The organism is Geopsychrobacter electrodiphilus DSM 16401 (assembly GCF_000384395.1).
GTDB lineage: Bacteria > Desulfobacterota > Desulfuromonadia > Desulfuromonadales > Geopsychrobacteraceae > Geopsychrobacter > Geopsychrobacter electrodiphilus.
On the sequence record NZ_ARWE01000001.1, the window covers coordinates 3,477,993 to 3,501,747 of the forward strand.

The 23,755-nt window shown below is 55.9% G+C and carries 20 protein-coding genes; 9 read left to right on the plus strand and 11 right to left on the minus strand.

Annotation, left to right across the window (positions count from 1 at the left end; all coding sequences use genetic code 11):
* Position 1: 1 nt before the first annotated feature.
* Genes D888_RS0116400 through D888_RS0116410 form a run of 3 tightly spaced genes read right to left on the minus strand, consistent with a single transcriptional unit; the run spans position 2 to position 5,666 of the window.
* On the minus strand, positions 2-3,268 hold the full coding sequence (locus tag D888_RS0116400; protein WP_020677660.1) for an efflux RND transporter permease subunit: 3,267 nt from the start codon (positions 3,266-3,268) through the stop codon (positions 2-4).
* Complete coding sequence (locus tag D888_RS0116405; RefSeq protein ID WP_020677661.1) at positions 3,265-4,314, minus strand: efflux RND transporter periplasmic adaptor subunit; 1,050 nt, start codon at positions 4,312-4,314, stop codon at positions 3,265-3,267. The genes D888_RS0116400 and D888_RS0116405 overlap by 4 nt, the downstream gene beginning before the upstream one ends.
* On the minus strand, positions 4,311-5,666 hold the full coding sequence (locus tag D888_RS0116410; protein WP_020677662.1) for a TolC family protein: 1,356 nt from the start codon (positions 5,664-5,666) through the stop codon (positions 4,311-4,313). Before D888_RS0116410 ends, D888_RS0116405 begins: the two co-directional genes overlap by 4 nt.
* Positions 5,667-5,981: 315 nt before the next feature.
* Here D888_RS0116410 and D888_RS0116415 point away from each other — a divergent pair, with 315 nt between their 5' ends.
* From D888_RS0116415 to D888_RS23375, 8 genes are all read left to right on the plus strand, one after another.
* Complete coding sequence (locus D888_RS0116415) at positions 5,982-6,197, plus strand: hypothetical protein (protein ID WP_020677663.1); 216 nt, start codon at positions 5,982-5,984, stop codon at positions 6,195-6,197.
* Between the two features lie 149 nt (positions 6,198-6,346).
* Positions 6,347-6,805 (plus strand): hypothetical protein, encoded by a 459-nt coding sequence (locus D888_RS22075; protein WP_020677664.1) that lies wholly within the window; start codon positions 6,347-6,349, stop codon positions 6,803-6,805.
* Positions 6,806-6,807: 2 nt separating this feature from the next.
* Entirely contained in the window at positions 6,808-7,362 is a 555-nt protein-coding gene (locus D888_RS0116425; protein ID WP_020677665.1) for a hemerythrin domain-containing protein, read from the plus strand.
* Between the two features lie 248 nt (positions 7,363-7,610).
* A complete protein-coding gene (locus D888_RS0116430) occupies positions 7,611-8,078 on the plus strand; it encodes an ATP-dependent zinc protease family protein (RefSeq protein WP_020677666.1) in 468 nt (155 codons plus the stop codon).
* On the plus strand, positions 8,075-8,980 hold the full coding sequence (rimK, locus tag D888_RS0116435; RefSeq protein ID WP_020677667.1) for a 30S ribosomal protein S6--L-glutamate ligase: 906 nt from the start codon (positions 8,075-8,077) through the stop codon (positions 8,978-8,980). The genes D888_RS0116430 and rimK overlap by 4 nt, the downstream gene beginning before the upstream one ends.
* Positions 8,977-10,008 (plus strand): succinylglutamate desuccinylase/aspartoacylase family protein, encoded by a 1,032-nt coding sequence (locus D888_RS0116440; protein WP_020677668.1) that lies wholly within the window; start codon positions 8,977-8,979, stop codon positions 10,006-10,008. Before rimK ends, D888_RS0116440 begins: the two co-directional genes overlap by 4 nt.
* A gap of 38 nt (positions 10,009-10,046) precedes the next feature.
* A complete protein-coding gene (gene corA, locus D888_RS0116445; RefSeq protein ID WP_020677669.1) occupies positions 10,047-11,105 on the plus strand; it encodes a magnesium/cobalt transporter CorA in 1,059 nt (352 codons plus the stop codon).
* Positions 11,096-13,609, plus strand: a complete 2,514-nt coding sequence (locus tag D888_RS23375; RefSeq protein ID WP_020677670.1) for a mechanosensitive ion channel domain-containing protein — start codon at positions 11,096-11,098, stop codon at positions 13,607-13,609. The genes corA and D888_RS23375 overlap by 10 nt, the downstream gene beginning before the upstream one ends.
* A gap of 9 nt (positions 13,610-13,618) precedes the next feature.
* Here the strand turns inward: D888_RS23375 and D888_RS0116455 are convergent, their stop codons facing one another.
* From D888_RS0116455 to D888_RS0116480, 6 genes are all read right to left on the minus strand, one after another.
* A complete protein-coding gene (locus tag D888_RS0116455) occupies positions 13,619-15,364 on the minus strand; it encodes a hypothetical protein (protein ID WP_020677671.1) in 1,746 nt (581 codons plus the stop codon).
* Between the two features lie 48 nt (positions 15,365-15,412).
* Positions 15,413-16,501 carry a KamA family radical SAM protein gene (locus D888_RS0116460; RefSeq protein ID WP_020677672.1) on the minus strand — a complete coding sequence of 363 codons (1,089 nt, stop codon included), beginning with the start codon at positions 16,499-16,501 and terminating at the stop codon, positions 15,413-15,415.
* A 12-nt stretch (positions 16,502-16,513) separates the two neighbouring features.
* Complete coding sequence (locus tag D888_RS0116465) at positions 16,514-16,990, minus strand: GNAT family N-acetyltransferase (RefSeq protein ID WP_020677673.1); 477 nt, start codon at positions 16,988-16,990, stop codon at positions 16,514-16,516.
* Positions 16,977-17,993, minus strand: a complete 1,017-nt coding sequence (locus D888_RS0116470) for a D-alanine--D-alanine ligase family protein (protein ID WP_020677674.1) — start codon at positions 17,991-17,993, stop codon at positions 16,977-16,979. Before D888_RS0116470 ends, D888_RS0116465 begins: the two co-directional genes overlap by 14 nt.
* Positions 17,971-19,041, minus strand: a complete 1,071-nt coding sequence (locus D888_RS0116475; RefSeq protein WP_020677675.1) for a D-alanine--D-alanine ligase family protein — start codon at positions 19,039-19,041, stop codon at positions 17,971-17,973. The genes D888_RS0116470 and D888_RS0116475 overlap by 23 nt, the downstream gene beginning before the upstream one ends.
* A gap of 218 nt (positions 19,042-19,259) precedes the next feature.
* The gene (locus tag D888_RS0116480; RefSeq protein ID WP_020677676.1) at positions 19,260-19,523 is read right to left on the minus strand and encodes a hypothetical protein; all 264 of its coding nucleotides are present in this window, start codon (positions 19,521-19,523) and stop codon (positions 19,260-19,262) included.
* A 224-nt stretch (positions 19,524-19,747) separates the two neighbouring features.
* Here D888_RS0116480 and D888_RS0116485 point away from each other — a divergent pair, with 224 nt between their 5' ends.
* Positions 19,748-20,653 (plus strand): DMT family transporter, encoded by a 906-nt coding sequence (locus tag D888_RS0116485; protein ID WP_020677677.1) that lies wholly within the window; start codon positions 19,748-19,750, stop codon positions 20,651-20,653.
* 6 nt (positions 20,654-20,659) lie between these two features.
* Here D888_RS0116485 and lpdA read toward each other — a convergent pair whose 3' ends face one another.
* Positions 20,660-22,054, minus strand: a complete 1,395-nt coding sequence (gene lpdA, locus D888_RS0116490; RefSeq protein ID WP_020677678.1) for a dihydrolipoyl dehydrogenase — start codon at positions 22,052-22,054, stop codon at positions 20,660-20,662.
* A 341-nt stretch (positions 22,055-22,395) separates the two neighbouring features.
* Positions 22,396-23,751: a 2-oxo acid dehydrogenase subunit E2 gene (locus D888_RS0116495; protein ID WP_020677679.1), complete on the minus strand. Its 1,356-nt coding sequence runs from the start codon at positions 23,749-23,751 to the stop codon at positions 22,396-22,398.
* Between the last annotated feature and the right edge of the window lie 4 nt (positions 23,752-23,755).

The window sequence follows — 23,755 nt, forward strand, 5'->3', positions numbered from 1 at the left end:
CTCACAAACCCTGTTCCTGCTGAGCTTTCTTTTCGAACCCTCTCTTTTTGAGCATTGAATAAAGTACCGGAATAGCAATGCAGCTGATCAGTAACGAGGCAATTTCGCCGAACATCAGGGAGATGGCCAACCCCTGGAAAATCGGGTCAGGGAGAATCACCGAAGCTCCAACGACCACCGCCAATGCGGTCAACAGCATCGGCCGAAAGCGGACGGCACCAGCTTCGATTACCGCTTCGCCCAGCGGCAGGCCGTGGCTGATCCGCAGTTCGATAAAATCGATCAGGATAATCGAATTACGAATAACAATTCCAGCGCCAGCCATAAAACCGATCATTGATGTCGCGGTAAAGAAGGCGCCTATCCCCCAATGGGCGGGGAGGATCCCGATCAAGGAAAAGGGGATCGCGGCCATCACCACCAACGGGGTAAAATAATCCTTGAACCAGCCAACCATCAGCATGTAGATCAAGACCATCACCACAGCGAAAGCCAGCCCCAGATCGCGGAAGACTTCAAGGGTAATATGCCACTCGCCATCCCATTTAATGGAAGGCTCGGCGGTGCTGAACGGCTGATGGAGGTTGAAGACTTCGATCGCGGCATTATGCCCGCCGAAATCGGTTCCTTTGAGCTTGGCCAGCTGTTTATTCATATCGAAGATGGCGTAAACCGGGCTCTCCACGCTGCCCGCAACATCACCCGTAACGTAGATAACCGGTTTCAAATTCTTGCGATAGCGCGGCTGCTCCACCGGTTGTTGACTGACCGTCACGAGCTCACGCAGCGGGACCAACGCGCCTTGCGGATTTCGAGCGGACCTTAAAGAAATATTCAACAGGCCGTCAATCCGTGCCCGCAAACGGATCGGCAATTCCAAAATAATATTGATCTCTTCCTTATCCGTGGGCTGATGAAACAAATCCACCGACATCCCCTGGGTCGCCATCTGAATCGTGCGGGTGATCTCGCCCTCACTAATGCCGTTGAGGGCGGCTTTCTCTTTATCGACCTTTAACACCAGGCGCTGACGATCAGTCTCGCGATACCAGTCAACATCAACCACACCTTTTGTATGATTAAAAATTTTGCGGACCTCTTTGGCCAATTTGACCCGTTGGGCGTCACTGTTGCCGTAGATCTCGGCGACCAGGGTTGACAGCACTGGCGGACCGGGTGGCACTTCTGCGACTGCAACAGTAGCACCATATTTTTGGGCAATCCTGGCCAACGCTGGTCTTATGCGCACTGCGATGGCATGACTCTGCAGTGGCCGCTCTTCCTTGGGTAACAGGTTGACCTGAATATCGGCCACCGACGAACCGCTACGCATGAAGTAATGCCGCACCAGACCATTGAAATTGTAAGGCGAAGAAGTGCCTACGTAGATCTGGTAATCAGTGGTTGCTGAATCGTTCTTCACCACCTCACCCATTTCAAGCGCAACCTGGCTGGTCTGCTCAAGAGTTGAACCTTCGGGCATATTAAGGATCACCTGAAACTCACTCTTGTTGTCGAAGGGGAGCATCTTGACCTTAACCTGGCCAAAATAGACCAACGAACAACTCGCCAGGAGTAACACTATAATCACCGCGAAAAACACGGTTTGCGCAAGAACGCTTGAGAGCAGGGGCTCCATGACCCGGTAGTACCCCCTGGTTAACCAGGTTCGGGTTTGCTCCAGGTCTTGTTCAATCTCGACCTCGATTTTATTCTCGGCCTTGTGTGGGCTTTTGTGTCGGCGCAACAGATGAACAGCTGCCCAGGGAGTGACAGTGAAAGCGATCAACAACGAAAAAAGCATTGCCGCCGAAGACCCAATCGGGATCGGCCGCATATAAGGCCCCATCAGACCACCAACAAAGGCCATGGGCAAAATCGCGGCGATAACCGCCAGGGTCGCCAGAATTGTCGGGTTACCAACCTCGGCCACCGCCTCGACCGTGATCGTCACCATTGATTTGTTACGGGCACTCGGCAAGCGCATGTGGCGCACAATATTTTCAACCACGACAATGGCGTCATCGACCAGAATCCCGATGGAAAAGATCAGGGCAAACAGGGTGATTCGGTTGAGAGTGTAACCGTAAAGGTAGAAAACCATCAGGCTCAGAGCCAGCGTTGACGGGATCGCCAGCATGACCACCAGCGATTCCCTAAAACCGAGGAAAAAGAGGATCAATAATGATACGCCGATGACGGCAATGCCCATATGCAGCAGCAGTTCGTTGGATTTATCGGCAGCGGTTTTACCGTAGTTACGTGTAATGCTGACACTGAGATCCGCCGGTATCAGGGTTCCTTTTAAACTTTCAATCTTGGCCTCGACATCATGAACCACGTCGATCGCGTTGGTGCCGGGTCGCTTGGCAATTGACAGGGTCACTGCCGCTTCTTCCTTTTTGCCTGGCTCGCCGTACAACACATAGGTGTCCGGCTCTTGCGGGCCATCGATTATCTGCGCAACATCAGACAGATAAACCGGACGGCCACCATAGACGCCAACCACGATGCGACCAATCTCCGCAGCGGACTGCAGAAACTGACCCGTCTGCAGGAGCACTTCATGATTAAGCGATTCAACTTTACCGGTATAATTCTGGGTATTGGCTTGTTGAAGGGCCGAGATCAGCTGGCTCGGAATGAGATTTCGCGCCGCCAATCGCAGGGGATCGAATTCGACCCGAACCTGTCGCCGGGTTCCCCCGATCAACTTGGTCTCGGCAACATTGGTGATGCTCTTGATTTCATCGTCAACCTGGGCGGCCAGTCGGCGCAGGGTAGAATGATCATAGCCCCCGCCATGAAAGGTCAGCGCGAGAATCGGAACATCGTCGATGCTGTGCGGCTTGATCAGCGGCGGCGAAACCCCGTGCGGAATGCGATCAAAATTGGTCGCCAGCTTCTGGTTGAGACGCACAATCGCTTCCTCAAGATTCTGTCCAACATAAAAACGCACAACCAGCATGCTCTGACCAGACATCGAGGTGGAATAGATATATTCAACCCCCGGCAGTTCATAGAGCAGTTTCTCCATCGGAATTGAAACCCGTTGTTCAACCTCCGAAGGCGTCGCGCCTGGCATGCTGACCAGGACATCGATCATCGGCACTTTGATCTGCGGTTCTTCCTCGCGCGGCAACAGGGTGATCGCCATAAACCCTAGGAGTAGCGAAAAAATGATGGCCATCGGGGTGAGGCGCGAGTTGACAAAAATCGCTGCCATGCGGCCTGCAAACCCGAGGTTTTCTGTCCGTGGCACCTTCATTTGCCGAGCCCAGTCTGAATGATTTCGAGAGGTTGTCCATCTTTCAGCTCAGTTTTTGCCGAGATCACGATCTGCTCGCCGGCGTTCAGGCCACTGAGAATTTCGACCTGGTCTGCGTAATCTGCCCCCGTCCGGACGAGTCGCATCCGGGCAACGCCCTGTTCTGCCACATAAACCTGCTCCATCTGGCCATTTTGGTGCACAGCGCTTTGGGGCACCAGCAGAGTCGTTGCTCGCTTGGCGGCCAGTGAGACGCGTGCAAATTGACCTGCGCGCAGTGCTGGGTTGACAGGCAGGGTCAGCTTTATTTGCCTGGTGCGTGATGTCGGATCGGCAGTCGGTGAGATTTCACTTATTTTAACCTGGAGTTCAAGTTGGGCTGCGGGAATAATGACGGAGAGGCTGGTCCCCAGGCTCAAACCCTGAGCAAGAGCTTCGGGCACCTGCACCAGGACCTCAAGAGCGCGACCATTTTCGAGGTTGAGCAGAGGCGCCCCAGGCGCCGACAGATCACCGATATCGACCATTTTGTGAGTAACTGTTCCGGCAAAGGGTGCTCTAACCTGGGTGTAGTCGAGCATGGCCAGCGCCTCATGGTACCCAGCCTTACTGATTTGAACCATCTCGCTCAGGGATTTCACCCTTTCCTGGGTCGAAGCATTAACTTTCAGCAGTCTTGTTTCCCGGTCCAGGTTGCGTTCTGCCTGCGCCAACTGGGTTTTGGCCTGCATGACTTTGGCATTAATTTCGGCGGCGCGGATCTTCACCAGCAGATCTCCCTTTGCCACCTTGGAACCCACTGACACCGGCATTTCAGTAATCTGTCCGCTGACGCGGGAAGAGATCAGCGCCCGCTCGACGGCTTGCAGAGTTCCAGCCACTTCAACCTGAAATGGTACCTCGCTTAAGCTCAGGGTTTTAACCTGAACCTGAACAGGCGCCTGTGGCACGGATTTTATCGCTGTTTTTTCTTTCGACTCACTGCAAGCACTTAGTGAAAGCAAAAGAAGGAGCAAGACAAAGAATAGGGGTTGTTTCAACATCATGGCTGGTTCTCCACGTTGGGTTGATCATTGAGAGAAGAGTCAAACTGGGGAAGTCCTGCGGTACGCCGTAAATCGGCGATGGCAACCTGAACCGCCGAAGACGAAAGGACATTATGCAAGCGAGCATCTGTCAAACGATTTTCACTATTGATCAGGTCGGAGGTCAAAATCACGCCCTCACGAAATTGAGCATGACTGAGTTGTGCGCCCTCAGTCGCCTGTTCGAGCATAACTCTGGTTACCTGCAGGCGCTGCTGGGCCTGATCAAGAGCCAATTGCGCCTGGGCGATTTCAAACCCGAGGGCCAACTGCAATTTATGTCGGGCAGCGCGTAGGGCACCAAGTTGAGCATGAACCTGAGCGATATCTGCGCTTGCTCTATGACCATCGAACAATTTAAAATTAACTTTAACTCCAGCCAGCCAGGAATCCCCGTTTCCACCGAGAACAGTCCCTTGATCATATTGATAGCGCGCAAAGCTATCGACCGTCGGCAGACGGCTGCCACGGACCGCTGACTCCTTCGCCTCCAGGGCCTGAATTGCCGCATTCACGCGTTGCAGTTCGGGTCGCTGGTCGGGGCCAGGATCGACCGGTACAACCTGATCTTCCACCGCTGAAACATCGACGTTAACCTCGCCGCTTGAAAGTCCCAGCAGGGTCAAAAAAATCTTCTTCGCCAATTCCAGATTATGCCGGCTCTGAATCAGGGTTTCCTTCGCCTGCGATTCCTGCACTTCCAGATTAAGCAGATCAAGCTTTAACAAATCCCCGGCATCGAACCTGGCCTGCGCTACCTGAAGTGAAGAACGGACCGCCTCTAACCCTGACTGACGTGCTTTAACGACATTTTCGGCTTCCACAATCCGCTGAAATCCCTGATAGGCGGCAAATTCAAGCTGCAACCGGGTTGTTTTTTGCTCAGCTGCGGACACATCGACGCCCGCCTCGGCGGCGGCCTTACCTGCCACATCCTGACCGCCATTATAGATACGGTATTGCACCCCAACCGCCAGCTCCAGATTGTCGGTGCGACCTGGATCGTTAAAATTGATCCCCTGGTTAAACTCACCCTGGGTGAGGATATTGCCAAACGAATACATCGGGTTGTTGGTCTGACTATAACCGCCACTCAAGTCAACCTGCGGATAAAACCCGACGGCCGCTTTCTTCAATACCGCCGCGGCCTCGAGCATCCGCTGGTGTGCGATCAGAGCATCGGGATTATTCTGGCGGGCAAAAATAACCGCACTTTGCGCCGTCCAGAGTTCAGGGACACGCAACTCGGATGCAGCGCATTGTCCCGCCGTCAACAGGCCTAAAAAGACCCAAAGTGCTGATAACCGTTTCATAAACTGAACATCTTTCTTTATGAGGGAGTGGGTAATCTCACCAAAGCATAACAGCTGGTTTGGTTGCCGCCACCGCACACCAACCACTAACCACTAACCAATTAATATGAATAATACGATATATCATTGATAACAATTTGTTTCAACCCCTTTTATGCCACTCAATCAACATCGACCTTCGGTAAAAAATACCGTTTTTTTTGCCCCACATAAAAAAGATGACTATTTTTATCTTATTTTGACTTGAATCATATTTTTCTTCCGATCAAGCAGCTATCCTAACAACATCGACAATGAAACTAAGGAGAACGTACCATGAATTTACCGGCAGAAATTGGCGAACAAGCCATCAACAAAGTGATCGAAGATCATCCAAAAATCGGCGAAATCCTCGACCGTTACGAAATCGGCTGCGTAACCTGCGGCGTCGGTATCTGTCTGGTCAAGGACGTGGTCGGTATTCATGCCCTGGGCGCTGAGATTGAAGCCAGGATTGAACAGGAAATAGTCGAATACCTGGAAAAGCAGTGAGGCGTGAGGCGTCAGGAGTGAGGCGGAAGAACAACTCTTCAGGACTTTACATCACACCTCACACCTCACACCTCACCGGCCCCATGAATGTAGAATTTCAGAAAATAACCAGAAACCAAACAACCTTAAACTGAGATGGAGATAACATCATGAGTAAACTCGCTTGCGGCTGCCCCGGCAGCCAGGTCCGTACCGTCGAAGCTCCGCAAACCAATACGGCAGAAACCAGCGGACGCCTGCAGTCAGAATTGCGTCAGTGGCCGACCCAGCTTCACCTGGTCCCGCCCTCGGCGCCCTGGTTGAAGGATGCCCATCTGCTGATCGCTGCGGACTGTGCGCCCTTCGCCTACGCCGAATTCCATCGCGACTTCATCAAAGGGAAAGTGCTGGTCAACGCCTGCCCCAAGCTGGATGATACCAGCCCCTATGTCGAAAAACTGGCGGCAATGCTGCGCGAAAACGAGGTCAAATCCCTGACCGTCACGATTATGGAAGTCCCCTGCTGTCGTGGCCTGGCGATGATGGCCGAAAAGGCGCTGGAACTTTCAGGTAAAAACATACCGTTTGAAGTTGCAGTTATCGGGGTTAACGGCGAAAGGAAGTCCTGATCATGACTGAAAATGTCACCCAGCGGCTCAAGGACGAACATCAGCTGATTCTGCGCATGATCGCGCTGGTCGAACAGAACACCGCCCTGGTCGAAAGCGGAAAATTTCGCAACTGGCAATTCTATCTCGACGCAGTCGATTTCATCCGCAACTACGCCGATCACTTTCATCACGCCAAGGAGGAGGATGTCCTGTTTGTCGAACTGGTCGGCAACGGCATGCCCGCCAAAAGTTCGCCGATCGAGGCGATGCTGATGGAACATGACCAGGGTCGTGCGCGGGTCAAGGGCATGGAAGAAGCGGCCCGGAAGATGCTGGAAGGACAAAGCGGGCAGGCACCGGCGCTAATCGAACATGCGCGCGGCTACGCCGAACTGCTGCGCGGCCATATTGATAAGGAAGACAACATCCTCTACCCTCTGGCCGAAAGGATCCTCCCCGCCGAAGTCCGCGCGCGGATGCTTGACGCCTACACCGAAGCGGCCAGTAAATCCCCGCAGCTCGAAAAACGCTACCGCACCATGGTCGAAGAGTATGAACGCCAGGCGGCGCCCTGACCGAAGTGCAATTTCTCTGCGAGAGTCTCATCGCAATGCTGACGACTCTCGCAGATATCCATCGCTTAACAAGCCCCCGAACACCCCCTTGCCTGAAAAAACATCTTAAATTTGAAGCGTTTGAACGCCAGATACAGTAAAATGGAATTCAGACCGATTCTGTGACAAATTTCCCTTGCTTCACGGAAGGACATCAACCTATAAGAGCGCTCAGTCTGGAGCATTTTACTCGGGTTAAGGACCTATTGATGAATACAACTATCGGCTGGCGCGAATGGATATCCCTGCCCGAGCTGCAGATCCCCGGCATCAAAGCCAAAATTGACACCGGCGCCCGGACCTCCGCCCTGCACGCGTTCTTTGTCGAACCCTTCCGCCAGGATGGCATCGCCATGGTCCGCTTTGGCGTGCATCCTTTGAGAAAGCGCGAAGAGATTGAACTGATCTGCACCGCGCCGGTCAAGGAGCAGCGCCTGGTAACCGATTCAGGCGGACACCGTGAAAATCGCTTCGTCATTGAAACACCTATCAAGCTCGGCCAGCATCTCTGCCCGATCGAAATAACCCTCACCAACCGCGACACCATGAAATTCCGTATGCTTCTCGGCCGCAGCGCCCTGCAGAAGCTTGAATTTCTGGTCGATTCGAGCCACTCGTATCTGATTGGCAAATCCCTGCGGAAAGAGTATCCCCCGAAAAAGGAGCTATCAGCATGAAAATTGCCATCCTCTCGCGCAACCCTAAACTCTACTCAACCCGGCGCCTCGTCGAAGCGGGAGAAGAGCTTGGCCATGAAATTCAAGTGATCGACCCCTTGCGCTGCTATATGACCATCGCGTCACAGAGACCGACAATTCACTACAAGGGGGAGGAGTTGAAGGATTTTGACGCCATCATCCCCCGCATCGGCGCCTCCGTCACCTTCTACGGCACCGCGGTTGTGCGTCAGTTTGAAATGATGAACGTCTACAGCGTCAACGAATCGGTCGCCATCAGCCGCTCGCGCGACAAATTGCGCAGCATGCAGTTGCTGGCACGCAAGGGGATCGGCATGCCGGTCACCGGCTTTGCCCATTCGACCAAATACACCAACGACCTGATTGATATGGTCGGCGGGGCGCCCCTGGTCATCAAACTCCTGGAAGGGACACAGGGGATCGGCGTGGTTCTGGCCGAAACCAACAAGGCGGCCGAAAGCGTCATCGAGGCCTTCCGCGGTCTGCGCGAGAACATTCTGGTTCAGGAATTTATCAAGGAGGCAGGTGGTGCCGATATTCGCTGCTTCATCATCGGCGATAAGGTTGTAGCCGCAATGAAGCGTCAGGGCAAAGAGGGCGAGTTCCGCTCCAACCTCCATCGCGGCGGCTCGGCCACCATCGTCCGCCTGACCCCCGAAGAACGCTCCACGGCGATTCGCGCAGCACGCATCATGGGTTTGAGTGTTGCCGGCGTCGATCTGCTGCGTTCTAATCACGGACCGGTCATTATGGAGGTCAACTCCTCCCCCGGGCTCGAAGGGATTGAACTGGCGACAGAGAAAGACGTGGCCGCTCAGATCATTCAGTTCATCGAGAAACAGGCCAAACCGGGCAAAACCAAAACCAGAGGTAAGGGATGAGAAACCAGGCGGCATTTTCGCTGGGGGGAGTCAATGTCAGTGCGGGCACCCGCACCACGATTGATCTGCCGATGGCAAAACTTTACACCCACGCGGAAGTGACCTTGCCGGTGCACGTAATTCACGGCCGGCAAAAGGGTCCGACCCTGTTTGTCAGTGCCGCGATCCATGGTGATGAGATCAACGGGGTCGAGATCATCCGTAAGCTGCTGCAGAGCCGCTCCCTGTCACGCTTAAAAGGAACCTTGCTGGCGATTCCGGTGGTTAACCCCTTCGGTTTTATCCAGCGCACCAGATATCTGCCTGACCGACGTGATCTGAATCGATCCTTTCCGGGCTCGGCGACCGGTTCGCTGGCCAGTCGCCTGGCGCATCTGTTCATGGACCAGATCGTCAATCGCTGCAGCCACGGCATCGACCTGCACACCGGCTCCAACTATCGCAGCAACCTGCCCCAGATCCGCGCCGATCTTTCGGACCCGGAAACCGCCCGGCTGGCCGACGCCTTTGGCGCCCCGCTGGTGATTCACTCCGAGGTGCGTGACGGATCCTTACGCGAGGCGGTGGCCGACAAGGGGATTCCGATCCTGCTCTATGAAGCGGGCGAGGCGCTCTACTTTAACCCGGCGGCGATCAAGACCGGCACTCAGGGCATCCTCAATGTCATGCGCGCCATCGGCATGCTCAGTCCCGCTCGCAAAAAACCGGCGCAGGATCCGATCCATTCCGACAAAACCCATTGGATCCGTGCCACCATGAGCGGTATCTTTGAAAAACGGGTCTCTCTCGGCAGTCTGGTCCATAAAGGGGATCTGCTCGGGATTCAGAGCGACCCCCTGGGTGATGAGACCCAAAAGCTCTTCTCACCCCTGACCGGAGTAGTGATCGGCCAACTCAACCTGCCATTGACTTATGAAGGGGACGCCCTGATGAATATTGCCCGGGTCAAGGACACCGATGAGGCCGAAGAGACACTGGACGATTACACTTCCGGCTTGACCGAGGCGGATTACGGCGCGGAGCGTTAATATCAAGGGAGGGAAACAGGCATGATGGAGAAACTGGGATGAGACTATTTTCAGAAGCGAAACCGATCGGCCTTTCGCCGGGAACGCTGGTCCATATCGGGCGGCAGAAGACGGACACGGCTTCGATCTCGGTTATCGATTATAATTCCGAAAGTCATAAAATTGTCACGAACATCTCTCCGGAACAATCGAAAACTTTCAAGAATTCGGATTCGGTCAGCTGGATCAATATCTGCGGTATCCACCAGACAGATCTGATCAGCGATCTCGGACAGGTCTTCGATCTTCATGCCCTGGCCCTCGAAGATATCCTCAATACCGAACATCAACCGAAGTGCGAGGAGTTCGATTCCTACATTCTGTTGATCTTCAAACTGATTCACGTACAGAAAGACACACATCAGCTCGAACAGGAACAGATCAGCATGGTGATCGGGCCGAACTGGCTGCTGACCTTTCAGGAGAAACCTGAAGATATCTTTGACCGGCTACGCGACCGGATCAACCGGGCCACCGGCAAGATCAGGCAGCGCGGCACCGATTATCTCGCCTACGCCATTCTCGATTCTGTCGTCGACAGCTATTTCCATATCCTTTCCGATCTGGGTGAGCAACTGGAAGATATTGAAGAATCCCTGCTACTTGACCCCGAACAAAATGTTTTGCAGGAGATCCACCGTCTCAAACAACAGATGATCATGCTCAGGCGTTCGATCTGGCCGTTACAGATTGCGATCACCGAATTTCGTCAACTTGAATCTGCGTTGCTGACGCCGGGTACCGAAATTTTTCTGCGCGATCTGCTCGACCACATTTCCCATGCTGTCAATTCGCTCGAACTGATGCGCGACTCGAGCGCTAACCTGCTCGACCTTTACCTGTCGTTGTCCAGCCAGAAAATGAACGAAACCATGAAGGTTCTCACCATCATGGCCTCGCTCTTTATCCCCCTGACCTTTATTGCCGGGATCTACGGCATGAACTTTGAGAACATGCCCGAGCTCAAGTGGGCCTGGGGCTACCCGATGGTCTGGATGATCCTCATCAGCTGTGCCAGCGGTATGCTCTGGTATTTCAAAAGGAAAAAATGGTTCTGAATCGATATTTCATCATTTTGGTGGCGCTGCTGTTGCTGGCGGCCGTCCCCATGCAGACTCTGGCGGCAGCAGCCGATACCGCCGCTCCGGCGCAAACAGCACCAGCCGCCGCGCCAGCCGCTCCGTCCTTTCCCGGGCTCAGCGAACTCGGTCCACGCACCAGTAAGCTGACCGAGTTTGTTGATAATTCCGAAAGCCGTCTGCATCTCCTCGCCGAACTGAAAGACAGCGAAGAGGCTCTGCGGAACTTCACAACCCAGCTTCAGGATCTTCACGACAAGGCTGCACTCCTCGGCGACCCGAACGAATGGTACGTTGATCGCCTGAGCCAGTTCAACAACCAGTTTCTGCAATTGAAACAGAACCTGGAAGGATTGCAGGCCAAACTGGCTGAACGTCAGAAAAACGTAGAACAAATTCTTAGCAAGAGCCGTGAAGAGAGTGACTTCTGGCAGCAATGGAACAAGGAACTAAAGGCACAGAAGGTCGCCGTTCCGGTGACCACCGTCGGTCAGGTCAAAACTCTGTTGAAACGCCTTGAGCAGGGAGGCCAGAAGACCTCCGGTGCCATTCTTAAAATTCAGGAAAAGACCAGTACCCTGCAACAGAAGGTTAATACCGAACTGGACAGGTTCGCAGGGGCCCTGGCGGCCTTGCGTAAAGCAACCTTTCGTAAGAATGAATATTCGTTTTTTTCCCCTGGTTTTCAGGCCCGCTTCACCCCCGAGCTCTGGGCTCAAGTTCTTCAAGGCTGGCAAACCGCCAAAAAAATCGATTGGGAGTATCTGCAACGCTATATCTGGATCTTCGGCGTACTTGGCCTGGGGTTCATCGGCTTAGGCTACGCGATCAGACGTTACAGGCTTCCGGTGCAGGAAAACAAAGAGTGGCTTTTTGTCCTCTCACACCCTTTTGCTACCGGCGGGTTCCTCTCGCTGATTCTGGTGGGTAATCTTTTTCCGGCACCACCGACCCAGCTCCGTTTCGCCCTGATGCTCGCCAGCGTCGTGACCGGTTCGATTCTGGCGGCGGGGCTGATGGAGAATCGACGCCAGGTGCGGATGCTCTTTCTGGCCGCGGTGGTGCTGGTTCTGACCACCGGTTTCCGCATGATCGACCTGCCCCAGCCGCTCTACCGGATCTACATCGCATTTCTGGCCGTGGCAACCGTGCCGCTGTTGATCGGGCAGATCCGGACCTCACTTAAAGTCCGCGGGCCTAAGGCCGGGAATTTCTTCCGATTCCTGATGCGTATAGCTGTTGTCGTGCTGCTATTGTCATTCCTGACCCAGATGGCGGGCTATATGAATTTCGCCTCCTGGTTATTGCAGGCGGCATTTGAAACCGGGATGGTTATTCTGTTTGCCATCATGATTTTGCGCCTGGGCAGAGGGGCGATCGACTTTGTCCTGCAACACCAGAGGCTTGCCCGACATAAATTTTTTAGCCATTACGGCAAAGAGCTGGCACTGCGCTTCTATCATCTTCTGCAAATGATGGTTGTCCTCTATTGCCTGTATTATCTGCTGCCGCTGTGGCGGCTGGTCAACAGCAGTCAAGAAGCCTGGGCCCTGATTTCAGACTTTTCCATTCATTTCGGCAAAACGCGCATCAGCCTGGAGATGTTAATTCTTGCCCTGATCTCATTCTACCTGGCTATGCAGGTATCCTGGCTGCTGCAGGGATTGCTGGAGACCCGTCTCTTCTATCGCAAATCGGTCGATCGGGGCGTGCGCGATGCGATCAAAAAGCTGGTGCACTATGGGATGGTGAGCTTCGGCTTTCTGGCCGTCCTCAGCCTGCTCGGTATGAGCCTGCAAAACTTCGTCGTGATTCTTGGCGCCTTCGGTATCGGGATCGGCTTCGGCCTGCAGGATATCGTCAACAACTTCCTCTCCGGCCTGATCCTGCTCTTTGAACGACCGGTCAAGGTTGGCGATTTCATAGTGGTCAACGAAGAATGGGGGAATATTACGAAAATCGGGTTGCGTTCAACCGTGGTCGAAATAATTGATCACTCTGAAATCATCGTTCCAAATTCACAGCTGGTCTCGGAAAAGGTCACCAACTGGACCCACAGCACGCGGATGGCCCGCCTGGCCATTCCCGTCGGGGTCGCCTACGGCAGCGATGTGCCACGCGTGATGCAAATTCTCACCGAAATCGCCCAACAACATCCAGATGCGGTTAAGGATCCGGCAGCGAAAGTCCTCTTTATGGAATTCGGGGATAGTTCTCTCAATTTTGAAATTCGGGTTTTTATCCCGGATATCGTGGGGAGCTTCGGCATCCGAAGTGAGATGCTGCAGCAGATCGATGCTCGTTTCCGCGAAGCCGGAATCGAGATCCCCTTCCCGCAGCGTGACCTGCACCTGCGCAGCGTTGATGGCCAGATTCTGGAGAAAGCTCAGCAGCATCAACCGGCACAGGAAGCGGAACCAGCCCCGGAAAAGGAAAAGGAACCAGCCCCAGAATTGGCAACAGGCTTCCCCGAAGAAGGTTAGCTTTCCTGGTTAAACGCGATAGGCGCCGGCCCACAACCCCTTAAAAAATTGCTTCGCGTTGAGCCCGAGGACGCGGCTGTCGTAGCCCCCCTCCTGCACCACCAGGGTCGGCAGACGCAGCTCTCCCAGCAGCTGGCCGTTGGCGAAAAAATCTTCCTTGAGCAGACTCCATGTCCCGGTCGGATCGCCGTTGGCCGTATCAAGACCCAGGGCAATCACCAGAAACTGGGGCTTGAATTTTGCGATGCGGCGTAAGGCCTTTTCGAGCACCTTGCGGTAACCCTCCCCGTCCAGTTTCTCGCCCAGCGCGTAGTTCTGATTAAAGCCAAGGCCTTCCCCTTCCCCATGTTCGTCTTCGAACCCGCTGAAATAGGGGTAGGCAAAATTCGGATGACCGTGAATCGACAGGGTCAAGACATCGGCACGCCCGTAGAAGATGTCCTGGGTGCCGTTGCCATGGTGATAATCGACATCCAGCACGGCAACCCGTCCGTGGCTCGAAAGCATCTCGGCTGCCACCGCCGAAGAGTTGAAATAACAGAAGCCGCCATAAACCCGACGTTCGGCATGGTGTCCCGGCGGGCGCACCAGGGCATAGGCCAGGCGCTGCCCGTCGAGCAGACTCCCCGCGGCGGTCAGGGCGCAATCAGTCGCACGTCTGGCCGCAGGATAGGCATTGGCGGTCAGCGGCGTGAAGGTGTCGATGCAGTAATAACCGGCGCGAATTTCACGGTCGAGGGGCGGCCGCGCCTGATTGCGGATCGGGAAAACATAAGGATAAACCGCCTGCTTCTCGGGCAGGCCAAGACAGACCGTTTTCAGATAGCGGATATACGCCTTGTCGTGCACCCGCTGCAGAAGCTTCTCCGGATGACGCTTGATCGCGCCTTCCCGGAACAACCCGGTCGGCTTCAGTTCACGCAGAATCGAGCGAATCCGCACCGGCGACTCGACGTAACCCCGCTCGCGGATATGATGAATATCGTGCTGATCATTGATGACCAGCAGAATCTGCTGATCTTCGGTCAGGGTCTTTGGAGCCTTGACCCCGTTCACTGGGGATTTGAGATAACGCAGCGGGCGCTGACTGACCGGATCGGCGCTGAAAGACTCAACCACCAGCTTGATGTACTCAGGCGGACAATGATGCTTGTACTTGCGCTCGAGAATCGCCCGCACCAGGGCCTGAGCATCATCGCGGGACAAGGGCCGCGAACTGTCCAGCGGGTCAAAGACCAGGTAGGGCGGGTTATCATCCCCCGGCTTAACCGGGGTTTCATAAGCGGTGCCGGCAAGGGGCGTGGCACCGTATTGTTCATAAAACTTCAGCCGCGCCCGGTTCTGCGCCCTGACTTTGCTATCGGCACAGAGCGCCGGATCATCCGGCAGACATTCGAAGAAGATACCGCGACTGTTCCATTTTTTGGCGTCACCCCGCACCCGCTCATAGAGCGCCCCACCGATCCCGCGCCCGGTCATACCGGAGGCCGTGCTGATATAGTCGAGATAGTCAAACTTAAGATCAGGCTCATGCAGCAGCAGGGCAAAGCCTTTCACCCCCCGCCTGGCCCCTTCCGCCACGTAGAGAATGGCACGGAAGCCGTGTTTGACCGGGTTGTCCAGCTGTTGGGGCAGCTTGTCGACATCACTCACGCTGAGCCCGGAAAACTGCTCGCGCAGAATCGCCTGGACCTGATCAAGCACGATACGATTGGCAGGCAACCAACTATCAAACAGCCGTCTTATGCGAAACATGTCTGGTTCCTTTGAGGTTGCCGAGCCATACGGCAGCCGTGTTGGATTCTAACCCGCGTCTGCCTGCCGGACGATAACCCGCTCATCCGCCTCGGCAGGTTCGGCGTTGGGGTAATGATAGGTGTCGCCCTTATAATTTTTGAGGACCACATCGTCACCGAGCTGCTGCAGGTAATCGGGCAACAGCGGGATTTTCCCGCCACCGCCTGGCGCATCGATGACATAAGCCGGCACCGCCATCCCCGAGGTATGTCCACGCAGGGCACGCATCACTTCCAGCCCCTCTTCAACGCTGGTGCGGAAGTGGTCGGTCCCCTGCACCAGATCGGCCTGGTAGATGTAGTAGGGCCGCACCCGGATCATCAACAGCTTCTGCATCAGGCGCCGCATTACCAGCGGGTCATCATTGACGCCGCGCATCAGAACGGTCTGGTTCCCCAGCGGGATCCCGGCGTTGGCCAGACGCGCGCAGGCGCGGGTTGATTGCGGGGTGATCTCATCCGGATGGTTGAAGTGGGTATTGAGATAGATCGGATGATAGCGCCGCAGCACCCGCACCAGGTTCGGCGTGATCCGCTGCGGCAGAACCACCGGGATCCGCGATCCGATGCGGATCATCTCGATATGCGGGATCGCCCGCAGCCGCTTAAGGATACTGTCGAGGCTCTCATCGCTGCGCAATAACGGATCACCACCCGAAAGGATGACATCACGAATTTCCGGATGCTGCTGGATATAGGCGATGCCGTCATCGATGGTTGTGTCGTTGACCGCCATATCTGCGCATCCGACCTTGCGCTTGCGCGTGCAGAAGCGGCAGTACATGGCGCAGGTCGAACTGATGATAAACAGCACCCGATCAGGATAGCGGTGCACCAGATTCGGTACCGGGCTCTGATTCTCCTCATTAAGTGGGTCGACGTGACAGACCTTATCCTGCAGCTCCAGCGCATCGGGCATCGCCTGCTTCCAGATCGGATCGCCGACTTCACGGATCAAACTCAGATAATAGGGGTTAATCCGCATCGGGTAGCGTTCGGCGACCTTCAGCAATGGCGCCGGGTCAATCCCAAACTTGCGTGCCAGCACGGTCGGATCGGTAATGCTATTTTGTAATATTTTTTGCCAGGATTCCATCATTCCCTCCAGTTAGGCAAAACGCTTGACGTAGGTGATCCGGTCATCGCCCGGTGTGTAGAAATCGGCGATTACCGATTCCTGCAGGTAGCCGGCGTTGTCGTAGAAGGAACGCGTCCGTTGGTAGGAGCCCTTCGACGAGGTTTCGAGACAGATCATACGGGCACCCCGTTCGCACATGTCGCGCTCGGCGGCCTCCATCAGCAGACGACCAAAACCTTCCCCCTGAACACTCGGGTCGGTGGCGATCCAGTAGATATCAAAATTGCCACTGGTCACCGGCACCGGTCCATAGAGGATGTATCCGACCACCCCTTGTGGTTTTTCGGCCACCAGTACCAGGTAATCCTTCTGTTCAGGTTGATCGAGAACGATCTGCAGCAATTCCATGGCGCAGACGACTTCGTCCCTGGTGAAGGAACCCGCCAGTTTGAGGCGATTCAAGATCCCTTTGAGTTGCGCCAGATCACTGCGTTTAAGGGCGCGCATCGGCAACTTCCTTTCTCTGGCTGACAAAAGCCAGAATACGATCGATGAGTTGAGCATAGTTCAGGCCGGCCGCCGTAGCGGACCGCGTGAGACCGGCATCCGGCGAGATATCCGGATTGGCGTTGATTTCGAGGATAAATGGGGTGTTATTGCGCAGACGGATATCGACCCGCGCGTAATCACGACAGCCCAGCAGGGTATACGCGCGCTCGGCCACAGTGTAGATCAGCAGCGTCTCCTTGGCGGTCAGCGCCGCCGGGCAAACGGGCCTGGTGCCACGGTATGCGGCAGACTCCGGCGACCACTTGCTGTCAAAACAGACCATGGCGCGCGGCAATGACGGGTCAAAGGTGATCTCGGAGATCGGCAGAATCTTCGGTTTCACCCCGCCTAAAATGGCGACGTTCAACTCGCGACCTTCGATAAACTCTTCGACCAGCGCCGGCTGACGATAGACCTCATGGATATAGCGGATCCGTTTGGCCAGCGTCTGCTTGTTGTCCACCACACTCGCATGTTCAATCCCCTGCGAGGCGTCTTCATATGGGGGTTTGACAATCAGCGGAAACTTCAGCTTTTCGAGACGCAGGGCATCACCCTTCTGTTTGGCGATGGCAAAGGCCGGAGTCGGCAGACCGCTCTGCTGCAGCAAGGCTTTGGTGCGGATTTTGTCCTGGCTCAGGCCGAGGCAGAGCGCATTGGATCCGGTGAAGGGGATTCTCAGCAGTTCAAACAGGGCCGCGACATGCATCTCCTGCCGCGCATTACCCCAGAAACCTTCACACAGATTGAAGACTACCCCGGGAGCAAAGGCCTTGATCCGCTGGATGAAATCCACCAGGTCATCTGCCAGCGGCAGCAGCTCGGCCTGATGCCCAAGGGAGGCCAACGCCTTCTGCACCGCCTTGGCTTCGTCAAACGAGCCGGCATCGGCGATCAGGTCACGGGCTTCGCCCTGATTCGGTTTTTTAGGGGTCTGATTATAACAAACGGCGATGCGCATGATTTTTCTCCACCAGTCCCAGCCGCTCGCAAGCGGCATCGACGACACTCAGAATCATCTCTGAATAGCTGAGGCCCGCCGCACGCGCGGCCTTGGGGAAGCAGCTGTTCTGCTCCGGCCGCGGGAGGACCCCGGGCAACGGATTCACTTCGATGATCTGCGGATGACCCTCACTGTCGAGCCGCACATCGATGCGGCACCAGTCACGGCAACCCAGGTGGTTAAAAGCCTTACGGCAGAGATCCTCGATCGAACGCCGTAACAACGGTTCGAGGGGAGCGGGACAATGAAAAATCTGGAGCGGGTCATCATCAGTATCCCAGAGCCACTTGGCCTCGTAGGAATAGATCGGGTTGGCGCCCTCTGGCAGAGTCGAAAAATCGATTTCGACAATCGGCAGTACGCGAACATCTGTACCGTTACCGAGCAGGGCGACGGTAAATTCACGCCCGCAGAGGAATTCTTCGACCAGCGCCTGCTGCGCATAATTTTCACGAACGCGCACCAGTTCACGCTGTAACTCCTGCGGCGTGCGAACCAGCGAGCTGTCGGTAATCCCCTTGCTCGAACCTTCGAGGGGAGGTTTGACCAACAGCGGGTAACTCATATGAGCGGGGAGCTCGTCAGCGTTGTCGATGAGGACAAAGTCCGGCGTTGCAATGTGGTTGTAGCTGAGAATCTCTTTGGTGCGGTACTTGTCGAGACAGAGCCCGAGAGTCAGCGGATCACTCCCGGTATAGGGGATTTGCAGCATCTCCAGCAGCGCCGGAATTTGGGATTCACGACTTCCGCCGAAGAGGCCTTCGGACATATTGAAGACCAGATCCGGTTTTAGTCCTCGAAGTCGTTCGAAGGCGTCGAGGTCGGCATTGACCAACGAAACCTGATGCTGTTGAGCGAGAGCGGAAGCGACCGCCGCTATGGTCTGTTCATCGTCCCATTCGGCGTAAAGGTCTGATGATGTTTGCTGCGGGTGCAGGGTGCAGGGTGCAGGGAGAGGGTCATCTCCTTCTGCGCCACGCTGATTAAAAGCGAGTGCAATATTCATGGTCAACCCCTTTTTAAGTAAAACAAGCCACTACAAAATCTACCCTTGCGGGGTGCATTCCTCTTGGCGCGAAGCGCCTGACGTCTGTGGCTAAAAAGGGGTCTCTTTTGTCGCTTGGTCGTTGCGCGCTCCGTAGCCGGATATGCCTATTTCGCGCACTAATACTCCCGCTAAATATACTTGTCAACTAAATAAAAAAAAGCCCCCATTCACCCATTTCAACTACCTGAAATCTTAACAGAAAAGTTAAGGGTGGCTAGTTTAAATCCAGAATAAAAAAGGTCGGATTTTTCATAAAAAAATTTGCCGTGGGCCAAACAGAAACTGGGTTCCGTTTTACTAACTCCGAAAAATGAAATAAACCGCACCCAGCAGACAGAATGCCGCCTGCTCAAAAACCCTTCCGGCTCAATTCGCGAGAAAAAGCACAGCAGCTCACCGAGCCGTTTCAAGGCCTCATCGATGCGCAGTCCCAGTGCCAATCGGGCACCGGTGTTTTTGCCGGCTGCCTATTTTTTAGATAGCTTCGACTACACGATCGGAGCTACTTTCATGGTTTAGATTCTGAGGGAATTCTCGGAGCACCAGCAGACGCCCCTTGGCACACTGGTGCACAACGACCTCTGTTTCTCAGGCGACGGTCAAAAGCCTGCCTGAGGTTGCTAAAACGCCCGACAAACCCGTCCCTTTCAGACCGGACCTGCATATGCTTAATGTCATCTTCTACTGCGCTACCGTCCTGATCTGGGGCTCCACCTGGCTGGCGATCAAATTTCAGCTCGGCACTATCGCGCCAGTGGTCTCAATCTGCTGGCGCTTCGGGCTTGCTTCGCTGCTGCTGCTCGGCTTTTGCCTGCTGCGCCGCCTGCCGCTGCGTTTCTCGGCGCAGGATCAGCTGTTTATTGCACTGCAAGGGATCTCGCTGTTCGCTCTCAACTATCTGTGCTTTTATCTGGCCGAACTGCAGATTACCAGTGGCCTGGCGGCGGTGGTCTTTTCAACCATCGTGGTGATGAACATCGTCAACGGCAGGATATTTCTCAGCACCCCGCTCGAATGGCGGGTGCTGCTGGGAGGAGGTTTCGGCCTCTGCGGGCTGGGACTGCTCTTCTGGCCGGAGCTGGTCGCGGTTCATTTCAGCGGGGCGGTGGTCAGCGGCCTGCTGCTCAGCATCGCCGCGACCTATCTCGCATCCCTCGGCAATATCCTCTCGGCGCGCAACCAGCGTGCCGGGCTACCAGTGATCCAGACCAACGCCTGGGGGATGAGCTACGGCACCCTCTGCATGCTGGCGGTGGCCCTGGCCAGCGGTGCCCCCTTGCAGATCGACACCAGCCCCGCCTACCTGCTCTCGCTGGCCTACCTGGCGATCTTCGGTTCAGTCATCGCCTTCGGCTGCTACCTCAGTCTCATCGGCCGCATCGGCGCCGGTCGGGCCGCCTACTCGACCCTGCTCTTCCCGCTGGTAGCGCTACTGCTTTCAACCATCTGGGAGGGATACCGCTGGACCCCGGCGGCCATAGGTGGCGTACTGCTGATCGCCGGGGGAAACTGGCTGGCCCTGCTCAAGAAACCACTCGCGGTTCCCGTCGGCAACACGCAAAGATCCTGAAGCAGATTAAGCCTTAAACAACATCTGCGCCGCCTCGAAAATTGTCTCTGACAGGGTCGGATGAGGGTGGATGCTGCTGCGCAGATCCTCTCCCGTCGCCGCCATCTCCAGCGCCAGCACCGCTTCAGCAATCAATTCCCCAGCCCCGGGACCCGCCAGCCCCACGCCGAGCAGCCGATCATTTTCAGCATCAACTATCAACTTAGTGATGCCGTCGTCACGCCCCAGGGTCAACGTCCTGCCGTTACTGCGCCAGGGGAGCTTGGCGGTCTTGACCTTAAGCTTCTGTTCACGCGCGGCGGTCTCGGTCAGACCGCACCAGGCAATTTCGGGATCGGTGAAGACCACCGCCGGGATGGCGCGCGGGTCAAAGACCGCCTTGCGCCCGGCCGCAACCGCTGCGGCTACATGCGCTTCGGCATAGGCCTTGTGGGCGAGCATCGGTTCCCCGGCCAGATCGCCGATGGCAAAAATGTGCGGTACTGCGGTGCGCTGCTGGCCATCGACCTCGACAAAACCTTTATCTGAAACCTTGACAGCAGTATTTTCCAGCCCCAGATTTTCATGGTTGGGTCGCCGACCGATAGCAATCAGCACCTTGTCGAAGCGTTTGCTGCTGCTCTCCCCTTTTTGAGTTTCAAAGGTAACAGTCACGCCATTCTTCTGTACCTTAAGCTCGGCGACCTTGGTGTTCAGCAGCATCTGCTCAAACTTCTTGTCGAGCCGCCGCTTGAGCACCGAAACCAGATCGCGGTCACAACCCGGCAACAACCCAGAGGTCATCTCGACCACCGAAACCTTGCTCCCCAGCGCCGCATAGGCCGAGCCGAGTTCTAGTCCAATATAGCCGCCACCGACCACCAGCAGCGTTTTCGGCACATCCTCCAGCTCAAGCGCGCCGCTCGAATCGATAATCCGCTTGCCGGTCTCCACCCCCGGCAGCATCACCGGCCGCGACCCGGTGGCGAGGATCGCCTGTTCGAAGGCAAGTTCGCTCTCTTCCCCTGCGCTGGTTGTCACCACCAGGGTTTGCTGATCCTTGAAGCGCGCCGTACCGCGCACATAGCTGAGCTTCAGCTTGGTAGCTTTACCGCCCAGACCACCGGTCAGGGTTTCGATCACACCGTTTTTCCAGGCGCGGATCTTGTCGATATCGAGCTGTGGATTGCCGAACGTCACCCCGATCGCCGCTGATTCTTCGGCCTCGGTCACCAGCTTGGCGACGTGCAGCAGCGCCTTTGAGGGAATGCAGCCGCGGTAAAGACAGACCCCGCCGGGGTTGATTTCGGGATCGATCAGGGTAACTTCAAGGCCAAGTTCGGCGGCACGAAAGGCGGCGGAATAGCCACCGGGTCCGGCGCCGATGACGACCAGTTGGGATTTTTGGGGGAGAGTACTCATAATGCATCAGCCTTTCGACTATTTTTTAAAAGTCACGGCAAAGATCGTCGGGTTTCGCCCCGACAGGCGCCCAAGCTTTTGTCCGCCCAAAAGTTTGGATCAAAATGCGCCCCGACCTCCTTGCCGCCCACAGCGGTTCCCTCCACTCCACGCCGCTTTTGAGCTCACTCGAAAACTCGCCTGCGGCTCAGACATCCTCGCTCGAATTCCTCAAAATCTCTATTTCGCTCCGGCGGCGTCACGCGGGGAAGGTTGGCCGCACCTCACACCTCACACCTCACACCTCACACCTCACACCTCACACCTCACACCTCACACCTCACACCTCACACCTCCTGATGTCACATCACCAGATACAGCGGATTTTCCAGCGCACGACAGATCCAGCGCAAAAACCGCGCCCCGTCGGCGCCGTCGATCACCCGATGATCATAGGTCAGCGATAGCGGCATCACCAGCTGCGGCTCGAATTCGGTGCCGTTCCAGACCGGCTGCATCCCGGCTTCGGAGACTCCCAGTATGGCGACCTGCGGTGCGTAGACAATCGGCGTGAAGGCAGTGCCGCCGATGCCGCCCAGGTTGCTGATGGTGAAGGTGCCACCTTCCATCTCTGCCGGGGTGAGGCGTCGTTCGCGGGTGCGGCCGGCAAGCTCATTGAGCTCGCCGGCGATCGTCTCCACCCCTTTTTTGTCGACCTCGCGGATGACCGGCACCAGCAGACCGTTGGGGGTATCGACCGCTACACCGATATTGATGTAGTGCAGCATCACCAGCTCACGGCTGGCCAGATCGAGGGCGCTGTTAAACTGCGGAAAAACCTTCAACGCCGCCGCGCAGACCCTGGCCAGAAAAGCGGTCATGGTCAGTTTGGTTTCGGGCGTGGCCTTCAGGTTAAACTCCTTGCGAAACGCCTCGACCTTGCCGATTTGTGCCTTGTCGTACTGGGTGACCATCGGGATGGTCGACCAGGCGTAACTCATGGCATCGGCCGTCAGCTCACGCACCTTCGACATCGGTTCACGGCTGCTGGTGCCGAAACGGCTGAAATCCGGGAGTGGACGCTGGGCATGCAACCCGGGAAATTCTGAGACATGAATCCCGCCGCCAGTCACGCGCCGCATGGTCTCCTGCACAAAACTGCGCACATCTTCGGCACTGATTCGACCGGCGGGGCCTGTCCCCTGAACCTGATAAATGTCGACTCCGAGCTCGCGCGCCTGCCGCCGCACCGATGGCGCTGCCGGTGCCACCCGGTCATCACGCCGCACCGGAGTCAAATCAAGGGGACGCCTGACCTCGTCTTGTACCATTTCCACCGGCGCAGGCGCTGGATCCTGGCGCGCAGACGATTTTTCTGCGCCAACAACCGTCGCGTCCGCGGCTTGATTCTCTGTCGGTGTCTGTACTTTTTTATCCCGGCCATCCTCACCCCCTGCATCCTGGCTAGTTTCAGTTCGGCCCATACTCTCGAGCAGCATAATCACCGCCCCGATCTTGACCGAGTCCCCTTCCGCCACGCGGATTTCACTGATGGTTCCGGCCTCAGGCGTCGGGATTGCCACCACCGCCTTGTCGGTCTCCAGCTCCAGCACGGTCTGGTCGGCCTCGACCCTGTCACCCACCGCCACCATCAACGCCACCACTGTGCCGGATTTCACTCCTTCGGCGACCTCAGGTATTTTAATTTCGACTTTCATAGCT

Excerpts from the sequence above, each read along its gene's own strand:
- D888_RS0116400 (WP_020677660.1), bottom strand. The coding sequence starts at position 3,268 with ATGAAGGTGCCACGGACAGAAAACCTCGGGTTTGCAGGCCGCATGGCA.
- D888_RS0116405 (WP_020677661.1), bottom strand. The coding sequence starts at position 4,314 with ATGATGTTGAAACAACCCCTATTCTTTGTCTTGCTCCTTCTTTTGCTT.
- D888_RS0116410 (WP_020677662.1), bottom strand. The coding sequence starts at position 5,666 with ATGAAACGGTTATCAGCACTTTGGGTCTTTTTAGGCCTGTTGACGGCG.
- D888_RS0116415 (WP_020677663.1), top strand. The coding sequence starts at position 5,982 with ATGAATTTACCGGCAGAAATTGGCGAACAAGCCATCAACAAAGTGATC.
- D888_RS22075 (WP_020677664.1), top strand. The coding sequence starts at position 6,347 with ATGAGTAAACTCGCTTGCGGCTGCCCCGGCAGCCAGGTCCGTACCGTC.
- D888_RS0116425 (WP_020677665.1), top strand. The coding sequence starts at position 6,808 with ATGACTGAAAATGTCACCCAGCGGCTCAAGGACGAACATCAGCTGATT.
- D888_RS0116430 (WP_020677666.1), top strand. The coding sequence starts at position 7,611 with ATGAATACAACTATCGGCTGGCGCGAATGGATATCCCTGCCCGAGCTG.
- rimK (WP_020677667.1), top strand. The coding sequence starts at position 8,075 with ATGAAAATTGCCATCCTCTCGCGCAACCCTAAACTCTACTCAACCCGG.
- D888_RS0116440 (WP_020677668.1), top strand. The coding sequence starts at position 8,977 with ATGAGAAACCAGGCGGCATTTTCGCTGGGGGGAGTCAATGTCAGTGCG.
- corA (WP_020677669.1), top strand. The coding sequence starts at position 10,047 with ATGAGACTATTTTCAGAAGCGAAACCGATCGGCCTTTCGCCGGGAACG.
- D888_RS23375 (WP_020677670.1), top strand. The coding sequence starts at position 11,096 with ATGGTTCTGAATCGATATTTCATCATTTTGGTGGCGCTGCTGTTGCTG.
- D888_RS0116455 (WP_020677671.1), bottom strand. The coding sequence starts at position 15,364 with ATGTTTCGCATAAGACGGCTGTTTGATAGTTGGTTGCCTGCCAATCGT.
- D888_RS0116460 (WP_020677672.1), bottom strand. The coding sequence starts at position 16,501 with ATGGAATCCTGGCAAAAAATATTACAAAATAGCATTACCGATCCGACC.
- D888_RS0116465 (WP_020677673.1), bottom strand. The coding sequence starts at position 16,990 with ATGCGCGCCCTTAAACGCAGTGATCTGGCGCAACTCAAAGGGATCTTG.
- D888_RS0116470 (WP_020677674.1), bottom strand. The coding sequence starts at position 17,993 with ATGCGCATCGCCGTTTGTTATAATCAGACCCCTAAAAAACCGAATCAG.
- D888_RS0116475 (WP_020677675.1), bottom strand. The coding sequence starts at position 19,041 with ATGAATATTGCACTCGCTTTTAATCAGCGTGGCGCAGAAGGAGATGAC.
- D888_RS0116485 (WP_020677677.1), top strand. The coding sequence starts at position 19,748 with ATGCTTAATGTCATCTTCTACTGCGCTACCGTCCTGATCTGGGGCTCC.
- lpdA (WP_020677678.1), bottom strand. The coding sequence starts at position 22,054 with ATGAGTACTCTCCCCCAAAAATCCCAACTGGTCGTCATCGGCGCCGGA.
- D888_RS0116495 (WP_020677679.1), bottom strand. The coding sequence starts at position 23,751 with ATGAAAGTCGAAATTAAAATACCTGAGGTCGCCGAAGGAGTGAAATCC.